Source organism: Deltaproteobacteria bacterium, assembly GCA_019308995.1.
Lineage (GTDB): Bacteria > Desulfobacterota > Desulfarculia > Adiutricales > JAFDHD01 > JAFDHD01.
On the sequence record JAFDHD010000052.1, the window covers coordinates 1 to 22321 of the forward strand.

The 22321-nt window shown below is 53.3% G+C and carries 20 protein-coding genes and 1 tRNA gene; 9 read left to right on the forward strand and 12 right to left on the reverse strand.

Annotated features, from left to right (window positions below):
- Positions 1-607: 607 nt before the first annotated feature.
- Both JRI95_10010 and JRI95_10015 read left to right on the forward strand, forming a co-directional pair.
- Positions 608-2032 (forward strand): aspartate aminotransferase family protein, encoded by a 1425-nt coding sequence (locus JRI95_10010; protein ID MBW2061880.1) that lies wholly within the window; start codon positions 608-610, stop codon positions 2030-2032.
- Positions 2033-2100: 68 nt separating this feature from the next.
- Positions 2101-2658, forward strand: a complete 558-nt coding sequence (locus JRI95_10015; GenBank protein ID MBW2061881.1) for a transposase — start codon at positions 2101-2103, stop codon at positions 2656-2658.
- Positions 2659-2960: 302 nt separating this feature from the next.
- On the opposite strand, the gene JRI95_10020 is transcribed toward JRI95_10015, so the two are convergent.
- On the reverse strand, positions 2961-4250 hold the full coding sequence (locus JRI95_10020) for a citrate synthase (GenBank protein ID MBW2061882.1): 1290 nt from the start codon (positions 4248-4250) through the stop codon (positions 2961-2963).
- Between the two features lie 58 nt (positions 4251-4308).
- Positions 4309-4491, reverse strand: a complete 183-nt coding sequence (locus tag JRI95_10025) for a P-II family nitrogen regulator (protein MBW2061883.1) — start codon at positions 4489-4491, stop codon at positions 4309-4311.
- Positions 4492-4679: 188 nt separating this feature from the next.
- On the opposite strand from JRI95_10025, the gene tadA reads away from it, so the two are divergent.
- The 4 genes from tadA (at position 4680) to JRI95_10045 (ending at position 9458) form a co-directional block, all read left to right on the forward strand.
- Entirely contained in the window at positions 4680-7448 is a 2769-nt protein-coding gene (gene tadA / locus JRI95_10030) for a Flp pilus assembly complex ATPase component TadA (protein MBW2061884.1), read from the forward strand.
- Positions 7445-8293, forward strand: a complete 849-nt coding sequence (locus JRI95_10035) for an HDOD domain-containing protein (GenBank protein ID MBW2061885.1) — start codon at positions 7445-7447, stop codon at positions 8291-8293. The genes tadA and JRI95_10035 overlap by 4 nt, the downstream gene beginning before the upstream one ends.
- A gap of 228 nt (positions 8294-8521) precedes the next feature.
- Positions 8522-9028, forward strand: coding sequence for a hypothetical protein (locus JRI95_10040; GenBank protein ID MBW2061886.1), 507 nt, complete (start codon positions 8522-8524; stop codon positions 9026-9028).
- Between the two features lie 91 nt (positions 9029-9119).
- Complete coding sequence (locus tag JRI95_10045; protein MBW2061887.1) at positions 9120-9458, forward strand: hypothetical protein; 339 nt, start codon at positions 9120-9122, stop codon at positions 9456-9458.
- 617 nt (positions 9459-10075) lie between these two features.
- Here the strand turns inward: JRI95_10045 and JRI95_10050 are convergent.
- Positions 10076-10216, reverse strand: coding sequence for a hypothetical protein (locus JRI95_10050; GenBank protein MBW2061888.1), 141 nt, complete (start codon positions 10214-10216; stop codon positions 10076-10078).
- A 296-nt stretch (positions 10217-10512) separates the two neighbouring features.
- Positions 10513-10872, reverse strand: a complete 360-nt coding sequence (locus tag JRI95_10055; GenBank protein MBW2061889.1) for a hypothetical protein — start codon at positions 10870-10872, stop codon at positions 10513-10515.
- On the opposite strand from JRI95_10055, the gene JRI95_10060 reads away from it, so the two are divergent.
- Genes JRI95_10060 through JRI95_10070 form a run of 3 tightly spaced genes read left to right on the forward strand, consistent with a single transcriptional unit; the run spans position 10781 to position 13320 of the window.
- A complete protein-coding gene (locus JRI95_10060) occupies positions 10781-11368 on the forward strand; it encodes an ABC transporter permease (GenBank protein ID MBW2061890.1) in 588 nt (195 codons plus the stop codon). The two genes, JRI95_10055 and JRI95_10060, sit on opposite strands and share 92 nt — an antisense overlap.
- 4 nt (positions 11369-11372) lie before the next feature.
- A complete protein-coding gene (locus JRI95_10065; protein ID MBW2061891.1) occupies positions 11373-12329 on the forward strand; it encodes an ABC transporter ATP-binding protein in 957 nt (318 codons plus the stop codon).
- A 7-nt stretch (positions 12330-12336) separates the two neighbouring features.
- Positions 12337-13320 carry an ABC transporter ATP-binding protein gene (locus JRI95_10070; GenBank protein ID MBW2061892.1) on the forward strand — a complete coding sequence of 328 codons (984 nt, stop codon included), beginning with the start codon at positions 12337-12339 and terminating at the stop codon, positions 13318-13320.
- 44 nt (positions 13321-13364) lie between these two features.
- Here the strand turns inward: JRI95_10070 and JRI95_10075 are convergent, their stop codons facing one another.
- The 8 genes from JRI95_10075 to JRI95_10110 form a co-directional block, all read right to left on the reverse strand.
- Positions 13365-13676: a hypothetical protein gene (locus tag JRI95_10075; protein ID MBW2061893.1), complete on the reverse strand. Its 312-nt coding sequence runs from the start codon at positions 13674-13676 to the stop codon at positions 13365-13367.
- Between the two features lie 18 nt (positions 13677-13694).
- Positions 13695-14420 (reverse strand): hypothetical protein, encoded by a 726-nt coding sequence (locus tag JRI95_10080; protein MBW2061894.1) that lies wholly within the window; start codon positions 14418-14420, stop codon positions 13695-13697.
- Positions 14421-14424: 4 nt separating this feature from the next.
- Entirely contained in the window at positions 14425-15519 is a 1095-nt protein-coding gene (locus tag JRI95_10085; GenBank protein MBW2061895.1) for a Nif3-like dinuclear metal center hexameric protein, read from the reverse strand.
- A gap of 146 nt (positions 15520-15665) precedes the next feature.
- Positions 15666-15741: transfer RNA gene (locus JRI95_10090), tRNA-Ile, on the reverse strand.
- Between the two features lie 104 nt (positions 15742-15845).
- Positions 15846-17576, reverse strand: coding sequence for an RNA polymerase sigma factor RpoD (rpoD, locus tag JRI95_10095; GenBank protein MBW2061896.1), 1731 nt, complete (start codon positions 17574-17576; stop codon positions 15846-15848).
- A gap of 27 nt (positions 17577-17603) precedes the next feature.
- Positions 17604-19364, reverse strand: a complete 1761-nt coding sequence (locus tag JRI95_10100) for a DNA primase (GenBank protein MBW2061897.1) — start codon at positions 19362-19364, stop codon at positions 17604-17606.
- Between the two features lie 5 nt (positions 19365-19369).
- The gene (locus JRI95_10105) at positions 19370-21721 is read right to left on the reverse strand and encodes a Smr/MutS family protein (GenBank protein ID MBW2061898.1); all 2352 of its coding nucleotides are present in this window, start codon (positions 21719-21721) and stop codon (positions 19370-19372) included.
- Between the two features lie 348 nt (positions 21722-22069).
- On the reverse strand, positions 22070-22321 hold a 252-nt coding region (locus JRI95_10110), incomplete at its 5' end, for a 1-(5-phosphoribosyl)-5-((5-phosphoribosylamino)methylideneamino)imidazole-4-carboxamide isomerase (GenBank protein MBW2061899.1).

The window sequence follows — 22321 nt, forward strand, 5'->3', positions numbered from 1 at the left end:
GGTGCGACGATCTCGATGCCGCGGCTGGTGCTCTGGCTAGCCAGAGCACCAGCCCTTGATCCAATAACACAAATCTCACTCTTACGCTCGTATTTCAATATACAAGGGTGTGCTTTGCGCACCAAAAATGCCTCATCCTTTTTTCACTAGGCGTGGGTATTATTACCTGAACACCTTTATTTAAAAACATCTGCTAGTAAAAAAAACCGAGACCATGGCCGTTTGGAATAAGAATGGTGCGCAGAGCACACCCTACATTTAAACTTGTTTCGATCAACCTCTTGTGCTGACGCACCCCGACAATTGATGAGTTTTTCAGTATCCTTCATAATAAAGACAGGCCCTGAAATTTATAACCGGTCTTTCATATGTCAATAAAGTAAATCCTGAAACAAAAAAAACAGTTTCTTAGAAGCAGCGCCAGGGCCGAAGCAATCCAGGGGTTTTCAATCAAAACATATTCTTGCTATTATCTTTATCTTTTTTTTCAAATTTCTCTAGCCCACAACTCCCTCCCCTAAAGCCAAATCTAAAAATCGTCTTGACATGGATGCTTCCATTTTCTACGGTCTGTCTATGCCTTTTATTTAAAAAGGAGAAACCATAAATGGACAAGGAAACATTCTTAAAACACGGCCATGCCTTTGTGGACTGGATCGGGCAGTACATGGATCATATCGAGGACTTTCCTGTCATGGCCCAGGTGGCGCCCGGCCAGATCGCGGGCCAGTTGCCCCAAACCCCTCCGGGGGAGCCTGAAGAAATGGAGACCATTTTCAACGACTTCAAAGAGATCATCCTGCCTGGTATGACCCACTGGCAGCACCCCTCTTTTTTCGCCTATTTCCCGGCCAATTCCAGCGCGCCTTCCATGCTGGCTGAGTTCCTGACCGCGGCCTTAGGCGCGCAGTGCATGGTCTGGCAGACCTCTCCAGCGGCCACGGAGCTCGAAGAGGTGGTCATGGACTGGCTGCGTCAGATGTTAGGGCTGCCCGAGGATTTTAGCGGCGTGATCCAGGACACGGCCTCGACTTCGACCCTGACCGCCCTGCTCTGCGCGCGCGAACGATCAACCGACTTTGCCATAAACACGCTCGGTTTTAAGGATGGAAGCGCGCAGAACCTTATCGTCTATGCCTCGGAAGAGGTTCATTCTTCGATTGAAAAAGGGGTCAAGATCGCCGGGTTTGGTAAGAACAACCTCTGCCTCATTCCTGCCGGGCCTGACCTGGCCATGCTGCCAGAGGAACTGGAAAAGGCCATTGAAGCTGACCGGCAGGCCGGCCGCCTGCCTTGCTGCGCGGTGGCAACAGTAGGTACCACCTCTTCCACGGCCATGGACCCCTTGAGGACGATTGGCGAGATCTGCGAACGTCACGGCCTCTGGCTCCACGTGGACGCGGCTATGGCCGGGAGCGCGGCCATCCTGCCAGAGATGCGCTATCTCCTGGACGGCGTGGAGTATGCCGATTCGTTTGTCTTTAACCCGCATAAATGGCTCTTCACGAACTTTGACTGCTCAGCCTACTTTGTCAAAGACGTTCACGCCCTGACCTCGACCTTCGAAATTCTGCCCGAGTACCTCAAGACCGATCTGGATCGCCTCGTCAAAAATTTCCGGGACTGGGGCATCCCGCTGGGGCGTCGTTTTCGCGCCTTGAAACTGTGGTTCGTGCTTCGGCATTTCGGAATCAAGGGGCTTCAAGAAAAAATTCGATCCCACATCGAGTACGCCAAAGAATTCGCTTCATGGATCGAGCAAAACCCGGTCTTTGAACTCATGGCCCCGGTCCCCATCAACCTCGTCTGTTTCCGGTACTATCCTCCAGACCGCAGTTTGAGCGAAGAGGAGCTTGAAAAAATAAACAAAGCCCTCATGGATGAACTGAATCGCTCAGGCAAGCTGTTTCTGACTCACACCAAATTGAAGGGGAAGTTCACCCTGCGCCTTTGCATCGGGCAGACCCAGACGACCCAAAGGCACGTCAGGATGGCCTGGGAAAGCATTCAGGCGACCGCGGTGAAATTATGATGAGTTTGGTAGTTTTAGTAGGGTGTGCTTTGCGCACCAAAATTGGCCGTCATTCCGCTTTATAAGAAATGCCTGAATATCGTCGAGCCAAAGAACCTGGAGCAACCTATTTCTTCACTGTCGTAACATTCGAACGACAAAAATTCTTATGTGAGCCCGAATCACGAAATATCTTGCGGTCAGCGATTAAAAAGGTCAAAGGCACTTATCCTTTTCTCATTGAAGCGTGGGTATTGTTACCAGAGCACCTTCATTGTATCTGGACCTTACCCGAAGGCGATAGCGATTACTCTACACGCTGGGCTGTAATAAAGAAGGAATTCACAAAAAGGATCACCCGAATAAAAACCAATGCATTAGGTGATATAGAAATTACAAATTCTCGAAAAAGGCGAAGAGAATCTCGGATATGGCAGCGAAGGTTTTGGGAGCATATGATTCGGGATCAAGACGATTTCAACCAGCATATTGATTACATTCATTATAATCCGGTAAAACACTTGCTGGTCAAAGAGCCGAGACAATGGCCGTTTAGCACATTCCATGGTTTTGTAAAATCCGGCCTATACCCTGAAGACTGGGGAACTCATATATCGGACACGGTTAAAGGCATGGATATGGAGTAAGAATGGTGCGCACAGCACACCCTACATTAATCTGATGCAGCTGTAGGTCAGGGTGGTCCGCGAAGCGGGTCTCCCTGACAATATTAACCATGTTTTGTGTCAGGGAGCTTCGCACCCTGACCTAGAGCTGATTAATTTGGAGTTAAGCCCATGGCGGGTGGCTCAGACAACTTGAAAAAGTTGTCTGTGTTGCAAGCTCTAGCGCAGCAACAAGAATTCTTGTTCAGCAGCCAAGTAAGATATGGTGCGCAGAGCACACCCTAGATTTAATCTGATTTCACCGCTGCCGCCTATACGGGCGGTTAGCCCCTCTTTTCCATAGGAATGTAATCTCTCTCATTCAGTCCGTTGTATATCTGGCGGGGGCGGTGGAGTTTCCAGTCAGGGTCTTCGATACTCTCCTTCCACTGGCTGATCCATCCGGGCAGGCGTCCGATGGCGAACATGACCGTGAACATGTTGAGCGGAATCCCGATGGCCCTCAGAAAGATGCCGCTGTAAAAATCCAGGTTCGGATACAGATCGTGGTCGAGGAAGTATTGGTCTGTCAGGGCCGTCTCTTCCAGTTTCAGGGCGATGTTCAGCAGGGGGTCCTCCTGGTTCTGTTTCTGAAGCACCCGGTCGCAAACGCGCTTCATAATCCTGGCCCTGGGGTCATAGGTCTTGTAAACCCGGTGGCCAAAACCCATGAGCCGAAAAGGATCGTCCCTGTCCCTGGCCCGGGCGATGAAAGGGGCTGGATCGCCGCCGTTTTCATAAATTTGATTGAGCATTTCAATGACAGCCTGGTTGGCGCCGCCGTGCAGGGGGCCCCAGAGGGCGCATATCCCGGCCGAGACGGCCGCGTAAAGATTGACCCTGGCGCTTCCGACCAGGCGCACGGCCGCGGTGGAGCAATTCTGCTCATGATCGGCATGCAGGATCCAGAAGACGTTCAGGGCCGCGACAACGTCTTCGTCAATAATGTAAGGCCGCACCGGTGTATCGAACATCATGTTCAGGAAGTTGGCCGGGTAGCTGAGATTGTGCCTTGGATAGACGAGCTTATGGCCCCGGGAAATCCTAAAGGACATGGCCGCCATGGTTCTGACCTTGGACAGAAGCCTGGTGACCGTGACGTTAGTCTCCTCCTCGTCCGTCCTTTCGGGAATCTCAGGGTAAAAGGCTCGGAGGGCGTTGACCATGGAGGAGAGAATCCCCATGGGATGGGCCCACCTGGGATATTTTTCAAAAAAGGCCCGCATGTCTTCATGAACCAGGGAATGATCATTGAGCAGGACTGAGAAGCGGTTGAGCTGTTTTTGTGCGGGCAGCTCGCCGTTGATCAGGAGGTAGGCCGTTTCGACAAAGGTGGAACCCTCGGCCAGCGACTCAATGGGAATGCCCCGGTACCGCAGAATCCCCTTCTCCCCGTCCACAAAAGTAATCTGGCTGCGGCAGGTGGCCGTATTTACAAGGCCGTGGTCCAGGGTCACCAGGCCGGTTTCCCGGCGCAGCCTGGAAATATCAATGGCCCTTTCCCCTTCCGACCCGGTGATAAGGGGCAGCTTAAAGGTCTGCCCATCTATGATGAGGTCTGCGGTTTCTCCCATTTTCACGCTCCCGTGATTGGCCTTCAGAACGAATTTCGAAGAAGGCGTGCTGACCGGTTCAAATGGCGTCCCGGCCTTGTTCCCCGGTCCGGATACGAATCGCCTTTTCCACGGTCAGGACGAAAATCTTACCATCCCCGATTTTACCAGTATACGCCGTTTTTTGAATGGCGGATACAATTTCATCCACCTTTTCGGCTTCGACGCTGTAAGTCAGGGTGTGAAACGAGCTGACACTCAGCCCTCAGGGGGCTGTTGGTTTTACCGATTTTTAAAACTCTAGACTGGATACCCCTGACTAATCTCAATTCGCTTTCCCGTTTTTGTTATAGAATTCATTGACCTTAAAGACTAATAAAGTATATATTAAAGCGATTCATTACCAATCTTCGTCAGAACAGAACCAGCATTCCTGAGGGAGGTGGCCAGGTGAGCGGGAACTGTAAGATTGTCACCATTGCCAGCGGCAAGGGCGGTGTGGGCAAGACCAATATAGCCTTGAACCTGGCCCTGGCCTTTCAGGATGAGAAGCAGAATGTCTGTCTGCTTGACGCTGATCTCGGGCTGGCCAATGTGGACGTGCTCCTGGGCATCGCGTCAGATTATTCCCTGATAGATTTTATTACCGGGCAGTGCTCCCTGGAAGACGCGACCGTGACTGGCCCGGGGTCTTTGAAGATAATCCCCGGCGGTTCAGCGCTGGAACAGGTGCCTCGCCTCAAGGAGGAGGAAAAAAACAGGCTCTCCGAGCTCCTGCATCATCTCCAGGATTACGACGCCGTGGTCATTGACGCACCGGCCGGTATTTCCGACCAGATTCTAAGCTTTCTCAAAGCCGCTGATTTCCCGGTTCTGGTGATGACCGGGGAACCCACCTCCCTGACTGACGCTTACTCTCTTTTGAAAATCCTCCATGGCCAAGGCAGCAAGAAGCCAGTCAGTATTCTTATCAATCAAGCCAAGTCAATAGACCACGCTAAAAAGATTTATCGGAAGTTCAGGGATGCGGTCGCCAAGTATCTTCAAGCTCCGATAAATTCAATCGGGTATGTCCTGGACGATCCCAGGGTGCCGGAGGCGGTCGTGAACCAGGTGCCTTTTTTCAATCTTTTCCCGGACTCCCCGGCCAGCCTTTGCTTGAAACGCATTGCCAAATATCTTTGTTCGAGTGCTGCCGGTTCGGAAGGGCTGGAGAAATTCGAGCTTCTTTTCTTTTCCCAAAGGGAGGCGGCAGAAGAAGAGAAACTGCCAGAGATTCAGCCGGTTGCCTCACAACCTGAGGCTGATGTCGGCGATCCTGAGGATTTTTCGATGGACGTGGGGCTTGCCAGTGACATCGTTCGTCTCCTTGTCAACGAAAACCTCCTTTCCCTCTCCCAGGTGAATTATGCGCACCGGGTGCAGGAAAGGATGGACAACGCCGAGTCGTTTCTCGATGTGCTCAAGGAGCTGGGCTACATCCGTGAAGAGCAATTAAAGGAAACCCTTTTAAAGCACCGCAGCGGCATTCGCCTGGGCTCGCTGCTCGTGGAGCTCGGTTACATCTCCGAACAGCAGCTGGCCGTGGGCTTACACAAACAGCAACAAGCTAAAAATGAAGGCAAAACCCAGAAGCGCCTGGGCGAGCTCCTGGTTGAAAATAACTACATCTCTGAATACGATCTCGCCCAGGTGCTCTCCCTGCATCTCGGCTACTCCTATGTGGATCTGGAGCCAGGGATGCTTGACTCATCGCTAATGAGCCAGGGTTCTAAGGAACTGTTTGGAAACCACAGCTTCCTGCCTCTTGAGAAAGACAGCGGTTCCGTGAAAATAGCCATTTCCGACCCGCTCAATACCGCGGCCATGAAAGCGGCCGAAAAACTATTCGGACCCAACCTAATTCCTTTGATCGCTTCAGACATCTCTATTAAGCGGACCCTGGCGGCCTTTGAGTCTCTGGACGATACTCAGGGTCAGGTCGAAACCGATCAAACCGAGACTGTAAAGATCGTGGATCAGCTCATACAGGAAGCCTTACGGAAAAATGCGAGCGACATACACATCGAGCCCATGAAAAACAGGGTTCGGGTCCGACTGCGCCGGGACGGCACCCTTGTCCACTACACCGATCTCTCCAAGGAGCAGGAACCGGGCATTATCAATCGTATCAAAGTCATGGCCGGGGCCAATATTGCTGAAAAACGCCGCCACCAGGACGGCCGCATCTTACTGCCTTCTTCCCAGTATGGCAGCGAGATTGATCTGCGCATCTCTTTTTACGTCACGCTTTTCGGCGAAAAGGTGGTCATGCGCATTCTGAGCAAAAAAGCCGAACTCATGAAAATTTCCGACCTCGGCATATCCCCCAAGATGCTTGACCGTTTCAGAGAAGAGGCCCTGGACCTGCCCACCGGCGTCATCCTGCTCACCGGGCCTACCGGGGCCGGGAAGACAACCAGCCTGTATGCGGCCATCAATTACTGCAACAACGTGGACACCAACATCATCACAGCGGAAGAGCCGGTGGAGTATGTTATAGACGGCATATCCCAGTGTTCCATCAACCCCAAGATCGGCATAACCTTTGAAGAGACATTGAGGCACATCCTGCGGCAGGACCCGGACATTATCGTGCTCGGGGAAATCCGGGACAGGTTCTCCGCCGAAAGCGCCATTCAGGCGGCCCTGACCGGCCATAAGGTCCTGACGACCTTCCATACCGAAGACACCATCGGCGGCCTCCTTCGCCTTATAAACATGGAAATCGAAACCTTTCTGATTTCTTCGACCGTGGTGAGCGTGGTGGCTCAAAGGCTGCTCAAAAAACTCTGCCCCTTTTGCAAGGAAAAATATGTTCCCTCCCCCAGGGACCTGAGGCGGCTGAAATACGATTCCACCGCGCTCAACAGGTATGAGTTCCAGGTCGGCGCCGGGTGCGAGCATTGTGACTTTACGGGATACCGGGGCCGCATCGGCGTGTTTGAGCTTCTGGTTCTGAACGAGTATGTCAAAGACGCCATTTTAAGCCGCAAGACCTCTTACGAGATCAGACGCATCAGCATGGAGACCACGGGTCTGGTGACCCTGCTGGAAGACGGACTGGCCAAGGCCGTCCAGGGAACCACCAGCCTCCAGGAAGTAATCCGAAATCTCCCCACTCTGGAACCGCCCAGGCCTCTGGACCAAATCCACCGGCTGATCGGGGAGGGCGCATGAAGGAAAGGCCTTTAATCCAGCTTATTGAAGAAGCGCTTGACAGCGACGAGTTAGAACTGCCTGTTTTCAGCAAAACCGTGCTGGAACTGCAGGAGCTCATGAAAGAGGACAACTACGGACTGAGCGATGTAGCCAGGATTATCGAGAAAGACCAGGCCCTCACCTCCCAGACCCTCAAGGCCGCCAACACCGCCTACTATACCGGTCTGCAGCCGGCCAAGACCATCAAGGACGCCGCGGTGCGGCTCGGAGCGAAAAGTGTCATCAGCATGGTCACACTGACGTCGCAAAAACAGCTCTATCACTCCCAGGTCAAGGAATTCAACCAGATGATGAGAGCCTTATGGAACCATGCCTTGGGGACCGCCACGGCCGCGCGATGGCTTTCCATAAATCTGGGCTTCCAGCACGTGGCTGAGGAAAGTCTGATCGCAGGCCTGCTCCATGACATCGGGAAACTCATTCTCTTAAAGGCTATCGAAAGCTTATTACTGTCAGAGACGATCTCAAAAGAGACCTCACTGGTTCTGATCTATGACATCATTGATACGTTTCATACCGATCACGGCGAACGATTCATGAAGATTCTTAATATGCCCGAGACATATTGCCAGGTCGCCAGCAGGCATCATGACCCGGAAGTAAACGCTGAAAATATTATTTTAAATATTGTGAGATTGAGTAATCTCACGTGCCATAAACTTGGCATCGGCCCCAAACACAGTCCGGAACTCATGCTCTCCACCACACCCGAATCAATAAATCTCATGGCCAAGGATCTTCTCCTGGCTGAGCTGCAGGTGGAGCTGGAAGAAAAATTAGGTTCGCTGGATAAATCATTATAGCTCGTTTATCTTGTGACTGGATGAAGCTGACCGACAGGAATGGAAAACCGGAGGTCCTCTTTGGCACAAAATGTTAACCGGCTGCTAGATCGAAGCATCCCGCAGAAAGGAGGTGAAAGTATTTATCAAGGCAGTCGCGGTAGAGGAGTTAAAGGTTCTCAGGTCCCAGTACTGGCTATGAATCAATCATTCTTAATTACAAGGTAAGGGAGGTTTGGGAGTATGAAGATGGCAAAGATATTAATCTTAAGCGCAGTGGTATTTACTTTAGCCTGTTTCCCTGATCAAGGGTTAGCCAAAACAGAGACTCTGGTATACGGGACAACCGAGAAGGTCATTGATATGGACCCGGCCAATGCCTATGATTTCCACACCTGGGAAATTTTTTACAATATTTATCAGGGCCTTCTCACCTATCCCCCGGGAAAGACCGACCTGACTCCCGAGTTGGCCAAATCATACGATATCAGCGCCGACGGTAAGGAATACACCTTTAAGCTGAGAACGGGTCTTAAACCTGGATTATGCGGCAGGCAAAGGCTTTTCAACACCCCCAAATGGTCCAACGAGTTAGATGACGGTTGCGAAAGGCTGATTATAAATGAAACGCGGCAGTTGCCGCATAATTCCAGGGTAAGTGTTGTGCAAGCCCATTTGCTTTATCCAAAGTCATTTACCTCTCCGGACAAATCGAAAAATTTAACCGAATATTTTAAGAAGAAATTAATGAAATAAAATTGCCGAACCATCGCATTAAGTCTGACAACAGTCCCTGCGGGCCTGTTGCAGCTTATGCGTAGCGGTTCGGCTAACGGAGAATCAACTTATGAACATGAAGCGACTTGTTGCATTCTTTGTCTATGTGGCTCTTGTCACATCAATATCGGCTTGCGCTTCATTTGACCGTATGGTAACCAAGTTTGAGCCACTCAGGACGGAATCGGGTACTCAGATATTCAAATTCACTGCATTTGCTGATGCGGTTTATCCACTCGAATCTGAAAATGCAGAACGCACCCGAATTGAATGGCTTGAAAAGTGGTTGACCGACAACGGATACAGCACCAAAAAATATGAGGTTATTTCGCGCGTCCCGGTTCTGAGGAAAAAGGGGCTGCTTGGAGAAGTCTATGATATTTTTTATGAAGTCAGGGCAACCAAATAGGCCTAACAAGGCACAGAGAGGCAAAAGATAAGATATCGTGAAATATTCCTCACGGCAGCTGCCCTTTCCTCCCTTGAACCTTCAAAATTGCCCCTCATCTTCTTTCCCCCATTTTCTCTTTAGTGACCTGTCTCGGCTTGAACAGAACGATTGTCTTTTCTTCCTTCCTGCTTTTGGTGGATTCCCAGTAAGGCTTTCCATTATGGTAATATTTGATCCACCAGACGTTTCCTCGTTTTTAGATCATACCCATATTTTCACCTCCTACTTGGTCTGACATCTCTCCATCCATAGCCCTCACAAGCTGGACATTTCTTTGTTTCTACTCGTCCAGTAGCGTGGCAGGCTTTACACTCTTCCCAATCACCAGGCGCGAGCATACTTTCAAAAACACCCTTACACCTCTTGCCATTAAATCTTTGATGACAACGCTGGTTAAAATCTTCAGGCCTATGAGAGTAATTTCTACATCTGGTACACCGGGCGATGGGTGGATCTAATTTTGCCATTTTATCTCCTTTCTTTATGGCTGGACCCCCCGTAGGAGCCCGCCGGTATGGATTCGTTGTTGGACCAGGGGTTTGGCTTTGCCCCTGGCCCGGTTGGTGGTTAGATGATTATGTGTTTGGTTCTCCTTTCCGGTTAACCCTTCCAATGTTCACCTCATCAATAAAATTCCAGGCCGAGTAAAGGGCTTTTATACCCTCATCAAGTATGAGAGCCATACCGGAAAACATGTTCGGGGTGTCATCAGACACTAATACATCATCCGATTCTGCAAAAGCCTGAAGCGAGCTTCTAATCGCCGTTACTTTTTACATTGAGTTCACACAATCATATAGACCGGAATTATGCGGCAAATGCCGCGATCTCCTTTTTACAAGCCCTCCGGACTCCCTCTTAGCCTGAAAAGTAGGCCTTGAGTGGGGTCGAGAGGCTTGCAGCTTCTTGCCAAAAGGCGATTTCTGGCTACACTCATCGAAAATCGAATAAATTACCTCCTCTAAAACATAATAATCCAAAAGCTGTCTGGCGGTCAAAAAAATACCAGTGATCAGCTAAGGCCAAACACCGCTTGGTAGTAATGACGCAATGGGAATGCCGAAGCCACATGCACCCACCAACGCCGACCGTGATATGAAATGCGGGATGCCGCTTTGATGATCCGGCGTTTGCCCCATTCGACCCTTTTGACCAGGACACCGGGCCGCAGCTTGCCGCCCCGGGCGGCGCACACCTTATGGGCACGGACAATCTCCAGCGGGATGTCTGGTCGAGGATCGTTCACGGTTCGCGCACGATTCTGCGTGTAGCGATTCTGGCTGCCATCCTCTCCTCTATCTTCGGTAATCAGCATTGGCCTGATTTCCGGTTTTTCAGGCGGCATTCTCGACAGGATTCTATCGCTCATCATGGACTCGGTTTACTCTTTTCCCGGCCTCATCTTAGCCATTGCCTTTGCGGCCATGCTAGGGCCCGGTGTCATCAATATCACCCTGGCCGTGGCTGTGATTTACATTCCAACCTATTTTCGTCTGGTTCGAGGTCAGACGCTTTCGATCAAGGAAGAACTCTATGTGGAGGCGGCCAGGGCTATCGGCGCCTCCAGGTTTACCATTTTATGGAAATATATTTTCCCTAATGTCATTGCCACCACAGTGGTCGTGTTTTCATTAAACATTGCCGATGCCATCATGATCGAAGCCGCCCTGACCTACCTTGGGCTGGGGCTTCCCCCCTCGATTGTGGACTGGGGCATGGACCTGGCCATGGGAAAAAAGTTTCTCACTTCAGGCCAGTGGTGGCTCATTACCTTTCCGGGCATAATGATTTCCCTTCTGGCCCTGGGTTTCACCATGCTGGGGGAAGGTCTTTCCGAGATCCTGAATCCCAGGCTTCTGCAGCGGTAAAGACATGGAAACGATCCTTCAGATCGAAGACCTCACGGTTCACTTTCCCATCAATATCGGGACGGTGCGCGCTGTTGAAGGTGTGAGTTTGAATCTCGAGCAGGGAGAGGTCATGGGCCTGGTCGGGGAATCGGGATGCGGCAAATCAACCCTCGGCCTCTCAATCTTGAGGCTGCTCAGACCCCCGGGCGAAATCGTGCGCGGACGGATTATTTACCATGGCCAGGATATCGTGCGCATGAAGGCCAAGGAGATTCTTTCCCTGCGGGGAAACAGGATCGCCATGATCTTTCAGGACCCCTTGACCTCCCTCAATCCCCTCTTTCGCATTGACCGGCAGTTCGTAGAGACGATTCTTTCCCATGAAAAGAGACTGCACAAACAGGAGGCCTTTACCCGAGCGGAAGGCATGCTCGAAAAACTGGGCATCCCTTCGGAAAGACTCCTGGAATACCCTCATCAGATGTCAGGCGGCATGCGCCAGCGCGTTATGATCGGATTGGGATTGATCTTAAACCCTGACCTGCTCATCGCCGATGAACCGACCACATCCCTTGACGTCATTGTTGAAGCCCAGTTTCTGGACCTCTTGAACGATCTGCGCCAGGAGTACAACCTGACCATCCTCCTGATTACCCACAACCTCGGCATCGTGGCCCAGTTAGCCGACCGCATTACGGTCATGTATGGAGGCGCCATTGCTGAAGTCGGAATAGCCGAAGCCATCTTTGAAAACGCCCTGCACCCCTATACACAGGGCCTGCTGTCCTCGATCCCCAATATCAGGCTCGATCGGAGGAAACTGGTGACCATGACCGGAAGCCCTCCTGACCTGGTCAATGCGCCCGCGGGCTGCGTTTTTCACCCGCGCTGTCCCCGCGTCATGGAAGTGTGCCGCGCGGAAAAACCCTTGGCCTTTGAAAAAGACGGCCGTCTTGTCAGCTGCTGGTTATACGGGTGAAAAAAAAATGGAAGCCTTGCTGACCGTTTCCCATTTGAAAAAGCATTTTCCCCTGCAAAGAGGATTAATAGAAAATTTCCTGAGCAAGGAAAAACGGTTCGTCCGGGCCGTGGACGGCGTCTCTTTTTCCATTGAAAAGAGAGAGGTCCTCGGGCTGGTCGGTGAAAGCGGATGCGGCAAAACGACCACCGGCAGGCTCATCCTGAGGCTTCTGACACCAACATCAGGCGACGTTTCCTATAGAGGAAAGTCTCTGTTTTCCTATTCGAAGAATGAGATCGGAAAGATGCGGGAAAAGCTGCAGATTATTTTCCAGGACCCTTATGCCTCCTTAAGCCCCCGCATGACCATTGGCAAAGCCGTCGGGCACCCCCTGGGCATTCATAACTTTTACCGTAAAGCCGAAATAAAGGAAATCACCCTACAGATCATGGAAAAGGTCGGTTTAATCCCTTCGGTCTTTTTTTTCAAAAAGTATCCCCATCAGCTTTCTGGAGGACAGAGGCAGCGGGTCGTTATCGCCCGGGCCCTGGTAACCAATCCGGAATTCGTGGTCGCGGATGAGCCCATTGCCATGGCGGATGTTTCGGTGAGGGCCATGATTTTGGAATTGATGGCGCAGATGAAACAGGAGTTCGACCTGACCTACCTTTTTATCACGCATGACCTGGCGACATGCAAGTATATCTGTGATCGGGTGGCCATCATGTATCTGGGGAAAATCGTTGAAATAGGGCCTATAAAAGAGGTCTTTGAAAACCCGGCTCACCCTTACACCGCGACCCTCCTGGCCGCGGTGCCGGTGCCAGACCCGAAATACAGGCGAATTCATCCCATACCCAAAGGTGAAATCCCCAGCCCGATCAATCCTCCGCCTGGCTGTAATTTTCACCCCAGGTGCCATGAACCGAAATCAATATGCTTCAGTCAAGAACCCGATCTCGTGGAGGTGGAACCGGGACACTGGGCAGCCTGTTTCCTGCTTAAGTAACCCTCCGGTCACCCAGGCTCCTGGCGAAGAACAGAGTTAAGGCCTCATTTCTGACGCGAGGCAGCGGGATGGGCGGACGCCGCGCTGGTTGGGAATATCGGTTTCATATTAAGCGGCTTATCCGGATACTTGCCATGCACGCTTCCGCTATGACACCCGGGCCAGCATCTTACCCGGTAGTAACGCATGGGCTTTTCAGGCAGAGGGCCATCTTGAGGATACCAGACGCCTGGGGCAATCGGATAAAGATGAGCCGCATTCTTTTTTAAGGCCGCGGGCTCATCGCCAGCACGGGCCACAAGACCCGCGGCAACGACCAGGCATATTAAAGCGATCATAACGATGAAATGCTTCAACCTGTGACCTCCTTCCGATTAAAGGTCTTGATAATCCTCGTGGCCCTGCCAGTAAATGAGGCGGCCGCAGTTGGGACAGGACATCACCTGATCGTTCCGCTGCAGCTCATTGAATTGCTGCGGCGGGATCTGGAGGTGGCACTCCTGGCAGATGCCGTCAATGATGGGCACCACGGCACGGCCGTTGAACCCGGCGTAAACCCGCTCATACATGGCAAATACGTTCCTGGGGAGGTCCTTTATCAGGGTTTCCCGCTTGGTTCTGTTTTCTTCCAGTTCCTGCCGGGCGGAAGCGACCCATTCTTCCACTTTCTTTTTTCTTAAGGCCAGGGCCTTGCTCTGCTCCTTGAGCCAGACCTCGATCCTTTTATTTTCTTCCTCCAGCACCTCTAAAGATTCCATTAACTGTAAGACTTCATCCTCGGCCTCGGTTTTTTCCTTCTTTTGAAACTCGATTTCCTTGAGCAGGGCTTTGTATTCCTCATTGGTTTTCACCTCAAACTGCCGACTCTGGTACTTTTTTATCATAGCCTCGGTTTCGTCAATCCGGGTTTCCAGGTCCCGCCGTCTTTTTTTCTGCTCCTTCTCAAGCTCCAGGGAGTCTCTTACCTTCGCCTCGGCCTGCATAAGCTCGGCATCTAAGGCAACCAGCCTCTGCGGTCCTTCTGTTTCCGCAAGCCTCAGTCTTTCAAGGGTCGTGTCCAATTTCTGAAGCTTGACCAGATGAATCATGTTTGATTTCAAAATTTCACTCCTCAACCATGAACCAGGGGTCTTGCTCCCTGGCTATAATTTCAAATTCGACTTCCAGACCTTCCTCCCTGGCCTGCCGGGTTAATCTGTCCGCCAGGTCGGAAAGAATCGGCCTTTCCGTTGCAAAATGTCCGGCGTCAATCAAGGTCAGGCCCAGGGCTTCAGCCTCCCGGGCCTGATGATACCCGAAATCTCCACTGATGAGCACCTGAGCGCCCTGGGTCTTGGCCGGGGCCAGGTAATTCCCACCGCTTCCACCCACCACGGCCACGACCCGGATCAAGGCATCCGATCGTGCGGCCAGGCGGAGATTTTTAACTTCAAGCTTTTCTTTAATTAGTATTAACAAGTCATTAATATTTACTGAATTTTTTAAGTTTCCAATACAGCCTATACCAGCCGACCCAGGACAGGAGGCCAGAGGATAAAGGTCATAAGCCACCTCCTCGTAAGGATGGGCTTTAACCATGGCCGCCACAACCTGATCGAGATCCCGGTTCTCAACCAGAACCTCCAGCCGGGATTCGGAGACGCGCTCCGTCTGTCCGGCTTCTCCCAGGAAAGGACGGGCCTCCTCTGAAGGCCTGAACGTCCCCTCCCCGCGCGCAGAAAAGGAGCATCCGGTATAAGCTCCGATCCGTCCGGCCCCGGCCGCAAAGACCGCTTCCTGAACCTCTTTTTCGTATCCAAGCGGCACGAAAACGACGAGCTTGAAATGGTCCGGCGCCGCAGTCGGCGCCAGGGTCTTTACACCTTCAAGGCCCAGACGTCGAGCCAGGGCCCGGCTTACGCCGTCTGGAGCGGCGTCCAGGTTGGTGTGGGCCGAATAAATAGTTATCTTGAGCTTGAGAGCCAGGGCCGCGGCGGCAGATGACGGTTCGTCCAGATCAATCTTTTTCAAGGGATAAAAGATGAGGGGATGATGGGTCAGCAGGAGCTGGGCTCCGCAGTCGTGGGCAGCCTGAATGGTTTCCAGAGTCGGATCCAGCGCCAGGGCGACCTTACTCACCCGGGCGGCTCCCGAACCGACCATGAGGCCGACGTTATCCCAGGGTTCAGCCAGGTTTGCCGGGGCCAGGCTTTCTATCATGAACCATATTTTCCTGGCCTCGGGCAATGATCCTCCTAAAAACAAAAAGGGCGCACCCGGTTCGGATGCACCCCTTCTTGCGAGGTCTTTATGGATTTAATATATGGTAAGACTCGAACCATGGACTCGGTCTTTCTCTACCAATCTGGTGGGCCCACCAGGGCTCGAACCTGGGACCTACCGGTTATGAGCCGGTGGCTCTTCCAACTGAGCTATGGGCCCTCTGGATTTTAATCGGCTTTTAAAATATAGTACCCGCACTATAAAAAAATATCCTTGATTTATGGCGCTGTCAAGAATAAATCTCGATCAAGCTCGATCAAGCCTTAATACTTAATAAAGGTCTTCAGTTTCCTGGTGCGGGAAGGGTGCCTTAGCTTCCTGAGCGCCTTGGCTTCAATCTGTCGAATGCGCTCCCGCGTGACCTCAAAATCGCGGCCCACCTCTTCCAGGGTATGGTCGGCCTTCTCCCCGATCCCAAAACGCATCCTCAGGACTTTCTCTTCCCGCGGCGTCAGCGTGGACAGGACCCTGCGGGTCATATCCGAGAGGTTGAGGTTGATGACTGCTTCCGTGGGGGAAACAACCTTTTTGTCCTCGATAAAATCACCGAGATAGCTGTCCTCTTCTTCGCCGATCGGAGTTTCGAGGCTGATGGGCTCCTTGGCGATCTTGAGCACCTTGCGCACCTTTTCCAGGGGATAATCCATCTTTTCCGCAAGCTCTTCCGGGGTGGGTTCGCGGCCATACTCCTGCACCAGGTAGCGCGAAGTCCGCATGAGCTTGTTGATCGTTTCGATCATGTGAACCGGGATGCGAATAGTCCGGGCCTGGTCCGCGATGGCCCGGGTGATGGCCTGGCGGATCCACCAGGTGGCGTAAGTCGAAAACTTGTAACCGCGGTGATATTCAAACTTGTCCACCGCCTTCATGAGGCCGATGTTGCCTTCCTGGATCAGGTCTAAAAACTGGAGTCCGCGGTTGGTGTATTTCTTGGCAATACTGACGACCAGACGGAGGTTGGCCTCGATCAGTTCCCGCTTGGCGGCGCGCGATCTTATTTCGCCTTCCAGGATCTGCTTCAGGATTCGTCTCAGAGATTTGATGGGCAGCCGAATATGCTGCTCGATCTGCTGTATGTTCTGGCGCTGCGCCTTGATTGACTTTTCTTTATTCAGGATCTCCTCCGGGCTCATCTTCAGCTTTCTCGCGACCCTGGCCGCGGCCTGCTTGTCTTTCCTGATAGTGCGGCAGAGCGCTCTCAAATCGGGCAGGGTTCTGCCTGTCTGGTCGAGGATGCGTTCGATCGTCTCCTCACACCGCGCAATCTCTTCTTCCGCCTGCTTCAACTCCATGACAATTCGGTCAATTTGCTTTTTATCCAGCCTAAGTTCACGAACGATCTCAACGATACGGTCTTTGCTCTTTTTTGCTTTTTCCCGCCTTTTCTTGCGCTCGCGGGCAGAAGAAACGCTGTCGATTCCTTTGAGCAGGGTGCGCGTCTGCTCATACAAACTGCGAACCTCGTTGATCATTGACAGTATTTTTCCCTGGCGCTGTTCGATTTCCGCCAGGGTATCATCCTCGTCCGCGTCCTTGATGACTTCTTTGAGGCGAATCTTGCCGCAGGCAAGGTAGTCCCCCAGGTCGAGGATTTCCTGGATTCCGATCGCGGTCTCAAGAATGGCCTCAATGATCTTCTGCTCCCCTTCCTCGATCCGCTTGGCGATCACGACCTCGCCTTCCCGGGTCAGGAGCGAAACGGTGCCCATCTCACGGAGATACATCTTGACCGGATCTGTGACCTTGGTCTCAATTTCCGGTTCAGGAGGTATTTCCTGTTTTTCTTCTATCTTGCGGCTAGTCTTCATCGCCTTCGCATCCTCGACGATCTGGATGTCCATCTCGTCGAAGATCATCATCATGTTATCAATCTGTTCGGGGGAGACCAGATCGGGCAGCAAGGCGCTGTTGAGTTCGCCGTAGGTTAAAAAGCCTTTTTCTTTACCGTCTGCAATCAAACGCTTCAGGCTTTCGGCTTGATCTTCTTTGGCCATATGCCTAAAACCTCCTGTTTTTCTTTATCAGAGGGTTTTTAATTTTAAAAGTTGATTTTTTTCGCTCAAAAGGCGCTCAAGACCGGCCAGGTCCTGCCTCTCCTGAGCGTCTTTTATCTGACGCGACAGTTCCTCCTCCCGCCGCCTCAGGTCTCGGGACTTGAACTCCTTGATATAATCCATGACGGCCAGCGAGAGGTCATCTCCTTCGAGGCCGTCTTCACTCAAGGCCAGGCTGGAGAGCAGGTCAGCCAGTTCGGGCCTCATGGTTTCAAACAGCTTGGCCAGGTTCACCTCGCCGCTTTGGTCAAACTGACGGGACATAGCCTCAAAAACCTCCTGCGCGTAGCCGGCAGAAAAAAGAGGCTCGAGATCGGCCGCAAAGATGGTCTGCCAGGTTTCAGGATGCAGCAGGATCAGCCGCAAAAGCTCTGTTTCGAGGTCCATGGCCATCTTATCCACCAGGCCCTTACTCGGGTCAGAGGCCGTGTCCCGGCGGCGCCGCCGGGCCAGTTGAAGCGCCTCCTCGGAGATACCGAGCCGCTGAGCCAGGGCGCCCCGGAGCAGGTTCTGGCGAGTCTGGCTCCTGACTTCAGCCACGACTTCCATGACCGCTTGAGCCGCCTGGGACTTTCCGGCCAGGGTCCCGGGGTAGCGGGCCAGGGTCTGGTCCAGGAAGAAGTCGAGCAGGGCCACGGCTTCTCCCAGGCTCTTTAAAAACGTCTCCCGGCCTTGGGCGCGGATGAAGGTATCGGGATCATGGCCTTCCGGGAGCACCATGACCCGGCCTTCGAGGTCCGCGGACATAAAAAGAGGCAGGGCGCGCGCCGCTGCGGCCCGGCCGGCCTCGTCCGAATCATAGACGATGACGGCTTCATCCACATAGCCTTTGAGCAGCCGGAGATGGGCCGGTGTGAGGGCCGTGCCCAGGGTCGCCACCACGTTGCTGACGCCATAAGAAACCAGGGCCAGCAGGTCGAAGTAGCCTTCGACGATGATGACCGTCTTCTGATCTCTCAGGCCGGGACGGGCCTGATTCATCCCATACAGCAGGCGGCCTTTCTGGTAGATGGGCGTCTCCGGCGAGTTCAGGTACTTGGGCTGTTCCGCCGCTTCTTCCAGGAGGCGGCCGCCGAAGGCCACCGTCTGGCCCGACTGATCGAAGATGGGGCAGATGATCCGCGCCCGGAAACGGTCGTAGAAACCGTGTCCGTCAGCGCGCGGCTTGACCAGCCCGGCGGCCTCCATAACCTGAGGCGCGATCTTTTTTGAATCAAGATAGAGCCGCAGGCTGTCCCAACCCTCGGGCGCCCAGCCGAGATGGAATTTCCGAACCAGGTCGCGGCTCAGGCCGCGGTTCGCCAGATAGGCTCGCGCCTTCTGGCCAGCCTGGCTGTCTAGTTCGTCTTCAAAGAACTGCTGGGCCAGGTCCACGGCGTGAAAGAGATCGCTCTTGGCCGGGCCGGTCCCTCTGGGGCCTGTTTCTGCCAGGCGCGGCAGGTCAATCCCGTAGCGATCCGCGAGTTCGGTCACCGCTTCGGGAAAGGAGACGCCTTTCTGGAGCATCAGGAAGCGAAAGACGTTTCCGCCGACTCCGCAGCCAAAGCAATGAAAAAACTGCCGATCCGGATTGACGTGAAACGACGGCGTCTTTTCCGCATGGAACGGGCACAGCCCCCGGTAGAGGCGGCCGGCGCGCTTCAGATTGACGTAACTCGAAACGACCTCCACGATATTAGCCGCATTCCGCACTTCGTCAATCTTATGTTCCGGGATAAAACCTGCCATAGCCGTCAGTCTAAAAGTTCGATAATCGTCACACCTTCGCCGCCGAACTGGAGGCTGCCAGGGTGAAAGTCCTTAACCCGGCGGTCGTTTTTGATAAAATTTCGGATCGCCTCTCTGAGCCGGCCTGAACCCTTGCCATGAATTATGGAAAAATGCTTAAGCCCGCTCAGCTGGGCCTGGTCAATCAATTTGTCTACCGCGGGAATGGCTTCATCAGTGGTCAGTCCGATGAGATTGAGTTCCTGGGGCGGCGTGGTAAAGCCGCGCTTCTGCCTCCGGAGTTCTTTGATCCGGCCCCTGAACGGTCTGCCTTCAGCCCGGGCCAGGTCATTCAAGCCGGTCTTGACCTTTATCCCGTCCACCTCGACTTCGGCCCGTTTCAAATCAGGCCACAGGCTCGCGATGCGGCCTTCAACCCCGAGACTCAAGATCAAAACCCGGTCTTCAATGCACAGGTCGGGTAAAGCCTGCCTCTCGCGGCGCGGCTGCGGAAGCGACTGGCGCAGCCTTTCCCGGGACTCATAAAACGCCTTAATCTCCGGCCCGCTGACACGGTCCCGCGCCCGGAGCGAGTTCATAATTTGCTTGAAATCGGCCTCAGCCTGCCGCATGGCCGCCTCTCCCTCGGCGCGAATTGTCTCTAAAGCCTCTTTTCGGGCCGCGGCCAGTTTTTCTTCAGTCAATTTCACACTCGCCAGGGCGGCGCTCAGTTCCTGCTGGATGTATTCTTCCTCCTGACGCGCCTGGGCCATGGCGGCGCGCTCTTCCTCCATCTCCCTGATAAGGGCCTGCGTTTTTTTCTGACCTTCATCGAGGTAGGATTCGGCCCGGGCCACCAGCGATGGTTCAAGCCCCAGGCTCAAGGCCATGTTGAGTCCGCCGGAAAATCCCAGGGTCCCGTACTGGAGTTTGAATACGGGCTGACCTGACCGGTCCGTTCTCACCGAGGCGTTCATAACCCCATCGGTATGGTGAGCGTAAGTCTTGATCAGGTGGTAGTGGGTCGCGATCATGACCCAGGAGCCTCGATCTTTGAATCCATCAAGGAGCGCCAGGGCCAAGGCAGCGCCCTCGGCCGGATCGGTGCCTGTGCCCAATTCATCGAGCAGCACCAGGGAACGGTCCACGGCCTGGTTCAAGATCCAGCCCAGACGCCGCACGTGGCCGGAAAACGTGGACAGGTCTAACTGCAGGTCCTGCTCGTCCCCGATGTCGGCCAGAATGCGGTCGAAAAAAGGGAGCGAACTTCCTTCAGCCACAGGCAGGTGCAGTCCCGCCTGGGCCATGAGGCACAGCAGACCGGCCGTTTTCAAGGCAGCCGTCTTACCGCCGGCGTTAACCCCGGAAATGACCAGCATCCTGTTTTCCGGGTCCAGCTTCAAGTCCACGGGCACCACCTTTTGGGACAACTCCCCTTCCCGGGACAAAAGCAGGGGGTGACGCGCCTGTCTGAGGTCAAGGCCGCGGTCCTGAAGGAGCAGAGGCGCCCGGGCCTGATAGCGACAGCTCAATGCAGCCCTGGCAAAGATTGAATCCACTTTTGCCAGAAGCGGAACCATGGGCCCAATACGGTCCGCCTCGGCCGCAACCATGGCGCTCAAACGGGCCAGAATCCGCTGAACCTCTCTTTTTTCTTCAGCCCGAAGAAGATTGAGACGGTTGTTATCCTCCACCACCTCCAGCGGCTCAATAAAAGAAGTCGCTCCGCTGGCCGATAAATCATGAACCAGTCCGGGCACCACGTTCAATGAGGAAGACCGAACCGGGATGACGTATCGTTCGTTCCGCTGGGTAATGATCTCATCGCGCAGGGCGTGCTTCAGACCCTGGGAACGCATGACAGTCTTGAGGTGAGTCTGGATGTCTCCGCGCAGGCCGGTGTTTTCCCGGCGGATTTGAGCCAGTTTGGCGCTGGCCGTGTCAAGGACCTCCCCGTGAGGGCCGAGGGAGCGATCCAGTGACGCCTCAAGCTCACTCAAAAGCGGGACCAGGCTTACCATGTCAAAGAGCAGCGGGGCGCGTTCCTTCCGATCTGCAACAAAACGCCTCGTCAGGCGACCGGTTCTTATGACTCGTCCGACCAGAAGCAAGTCGTCAGGAGAAAGCGAAGCGCCTTCAACGGATAACCGGGCCAAAACAGGACCGACCTCTGCCAGGTCACTCAAAGGAGGCGGGCCATCCAGTTCGATCATCTCCCGGGCTTCATCAATCAGGGACCAGACATGCTGAGCTTCCTGGGCCGAGAGATCAGGTTTCAAGGCCTGGCAGCAAGTTGAGCCGGGTTCGGATGACGCTTCCGCGGCTAGAAGATCCAGGAGGCGGTCGAATTCAAGGACGGCGAGGGTATGTTTTTCCATCACCACAAAACAATAAAAATGCCAACCCGCCCCTTTCTTCGTCTGCGTGAAAAAAGGCGCTGCTGGCCCTAGCGGCCTCCCGGTTAACCGGATGGTTCATGTAGAGGCCTTGACCCGAGGGTCATAAATTGAACTCCTGCCTCTGCCTTTTGAACACAAAAGGCTGCGGCCGAAAATTTTCACCAACAATGTCCGATCAAAAATATAGCTAATAAATGCTCAATTTACGCCTAACGTCAATATTTAAATATACCAAAATTCCTAATTCTGTCAATAGGTTTCATGAAAAAAGACTTAAATCCCCTCAATTTTTTATCTTAAAAGGCCGGACCTGAGCATGAGCCATTTTCAGCGCCTCTCCGGGCCGGAAACCAGGGCGAGCGCTTGGGCAAAGTCCAGGCTGCCTTCATAAAGGGCCTTGCCCGTGATGATTCCGATAACGTTATCGGCTTCGAGAGGCAGGAGTTGTTTAATATCTTCGAGGTCCTTGACCCCGCCGGAGGCGATGACCGGGATGCTGACCGCGCGGGCCAGCTCCCTGGTTCGCTCCAGGTTTGGACCAGTGCGCATCCCGTCCCTGTCAATATCAGTATAAATCAG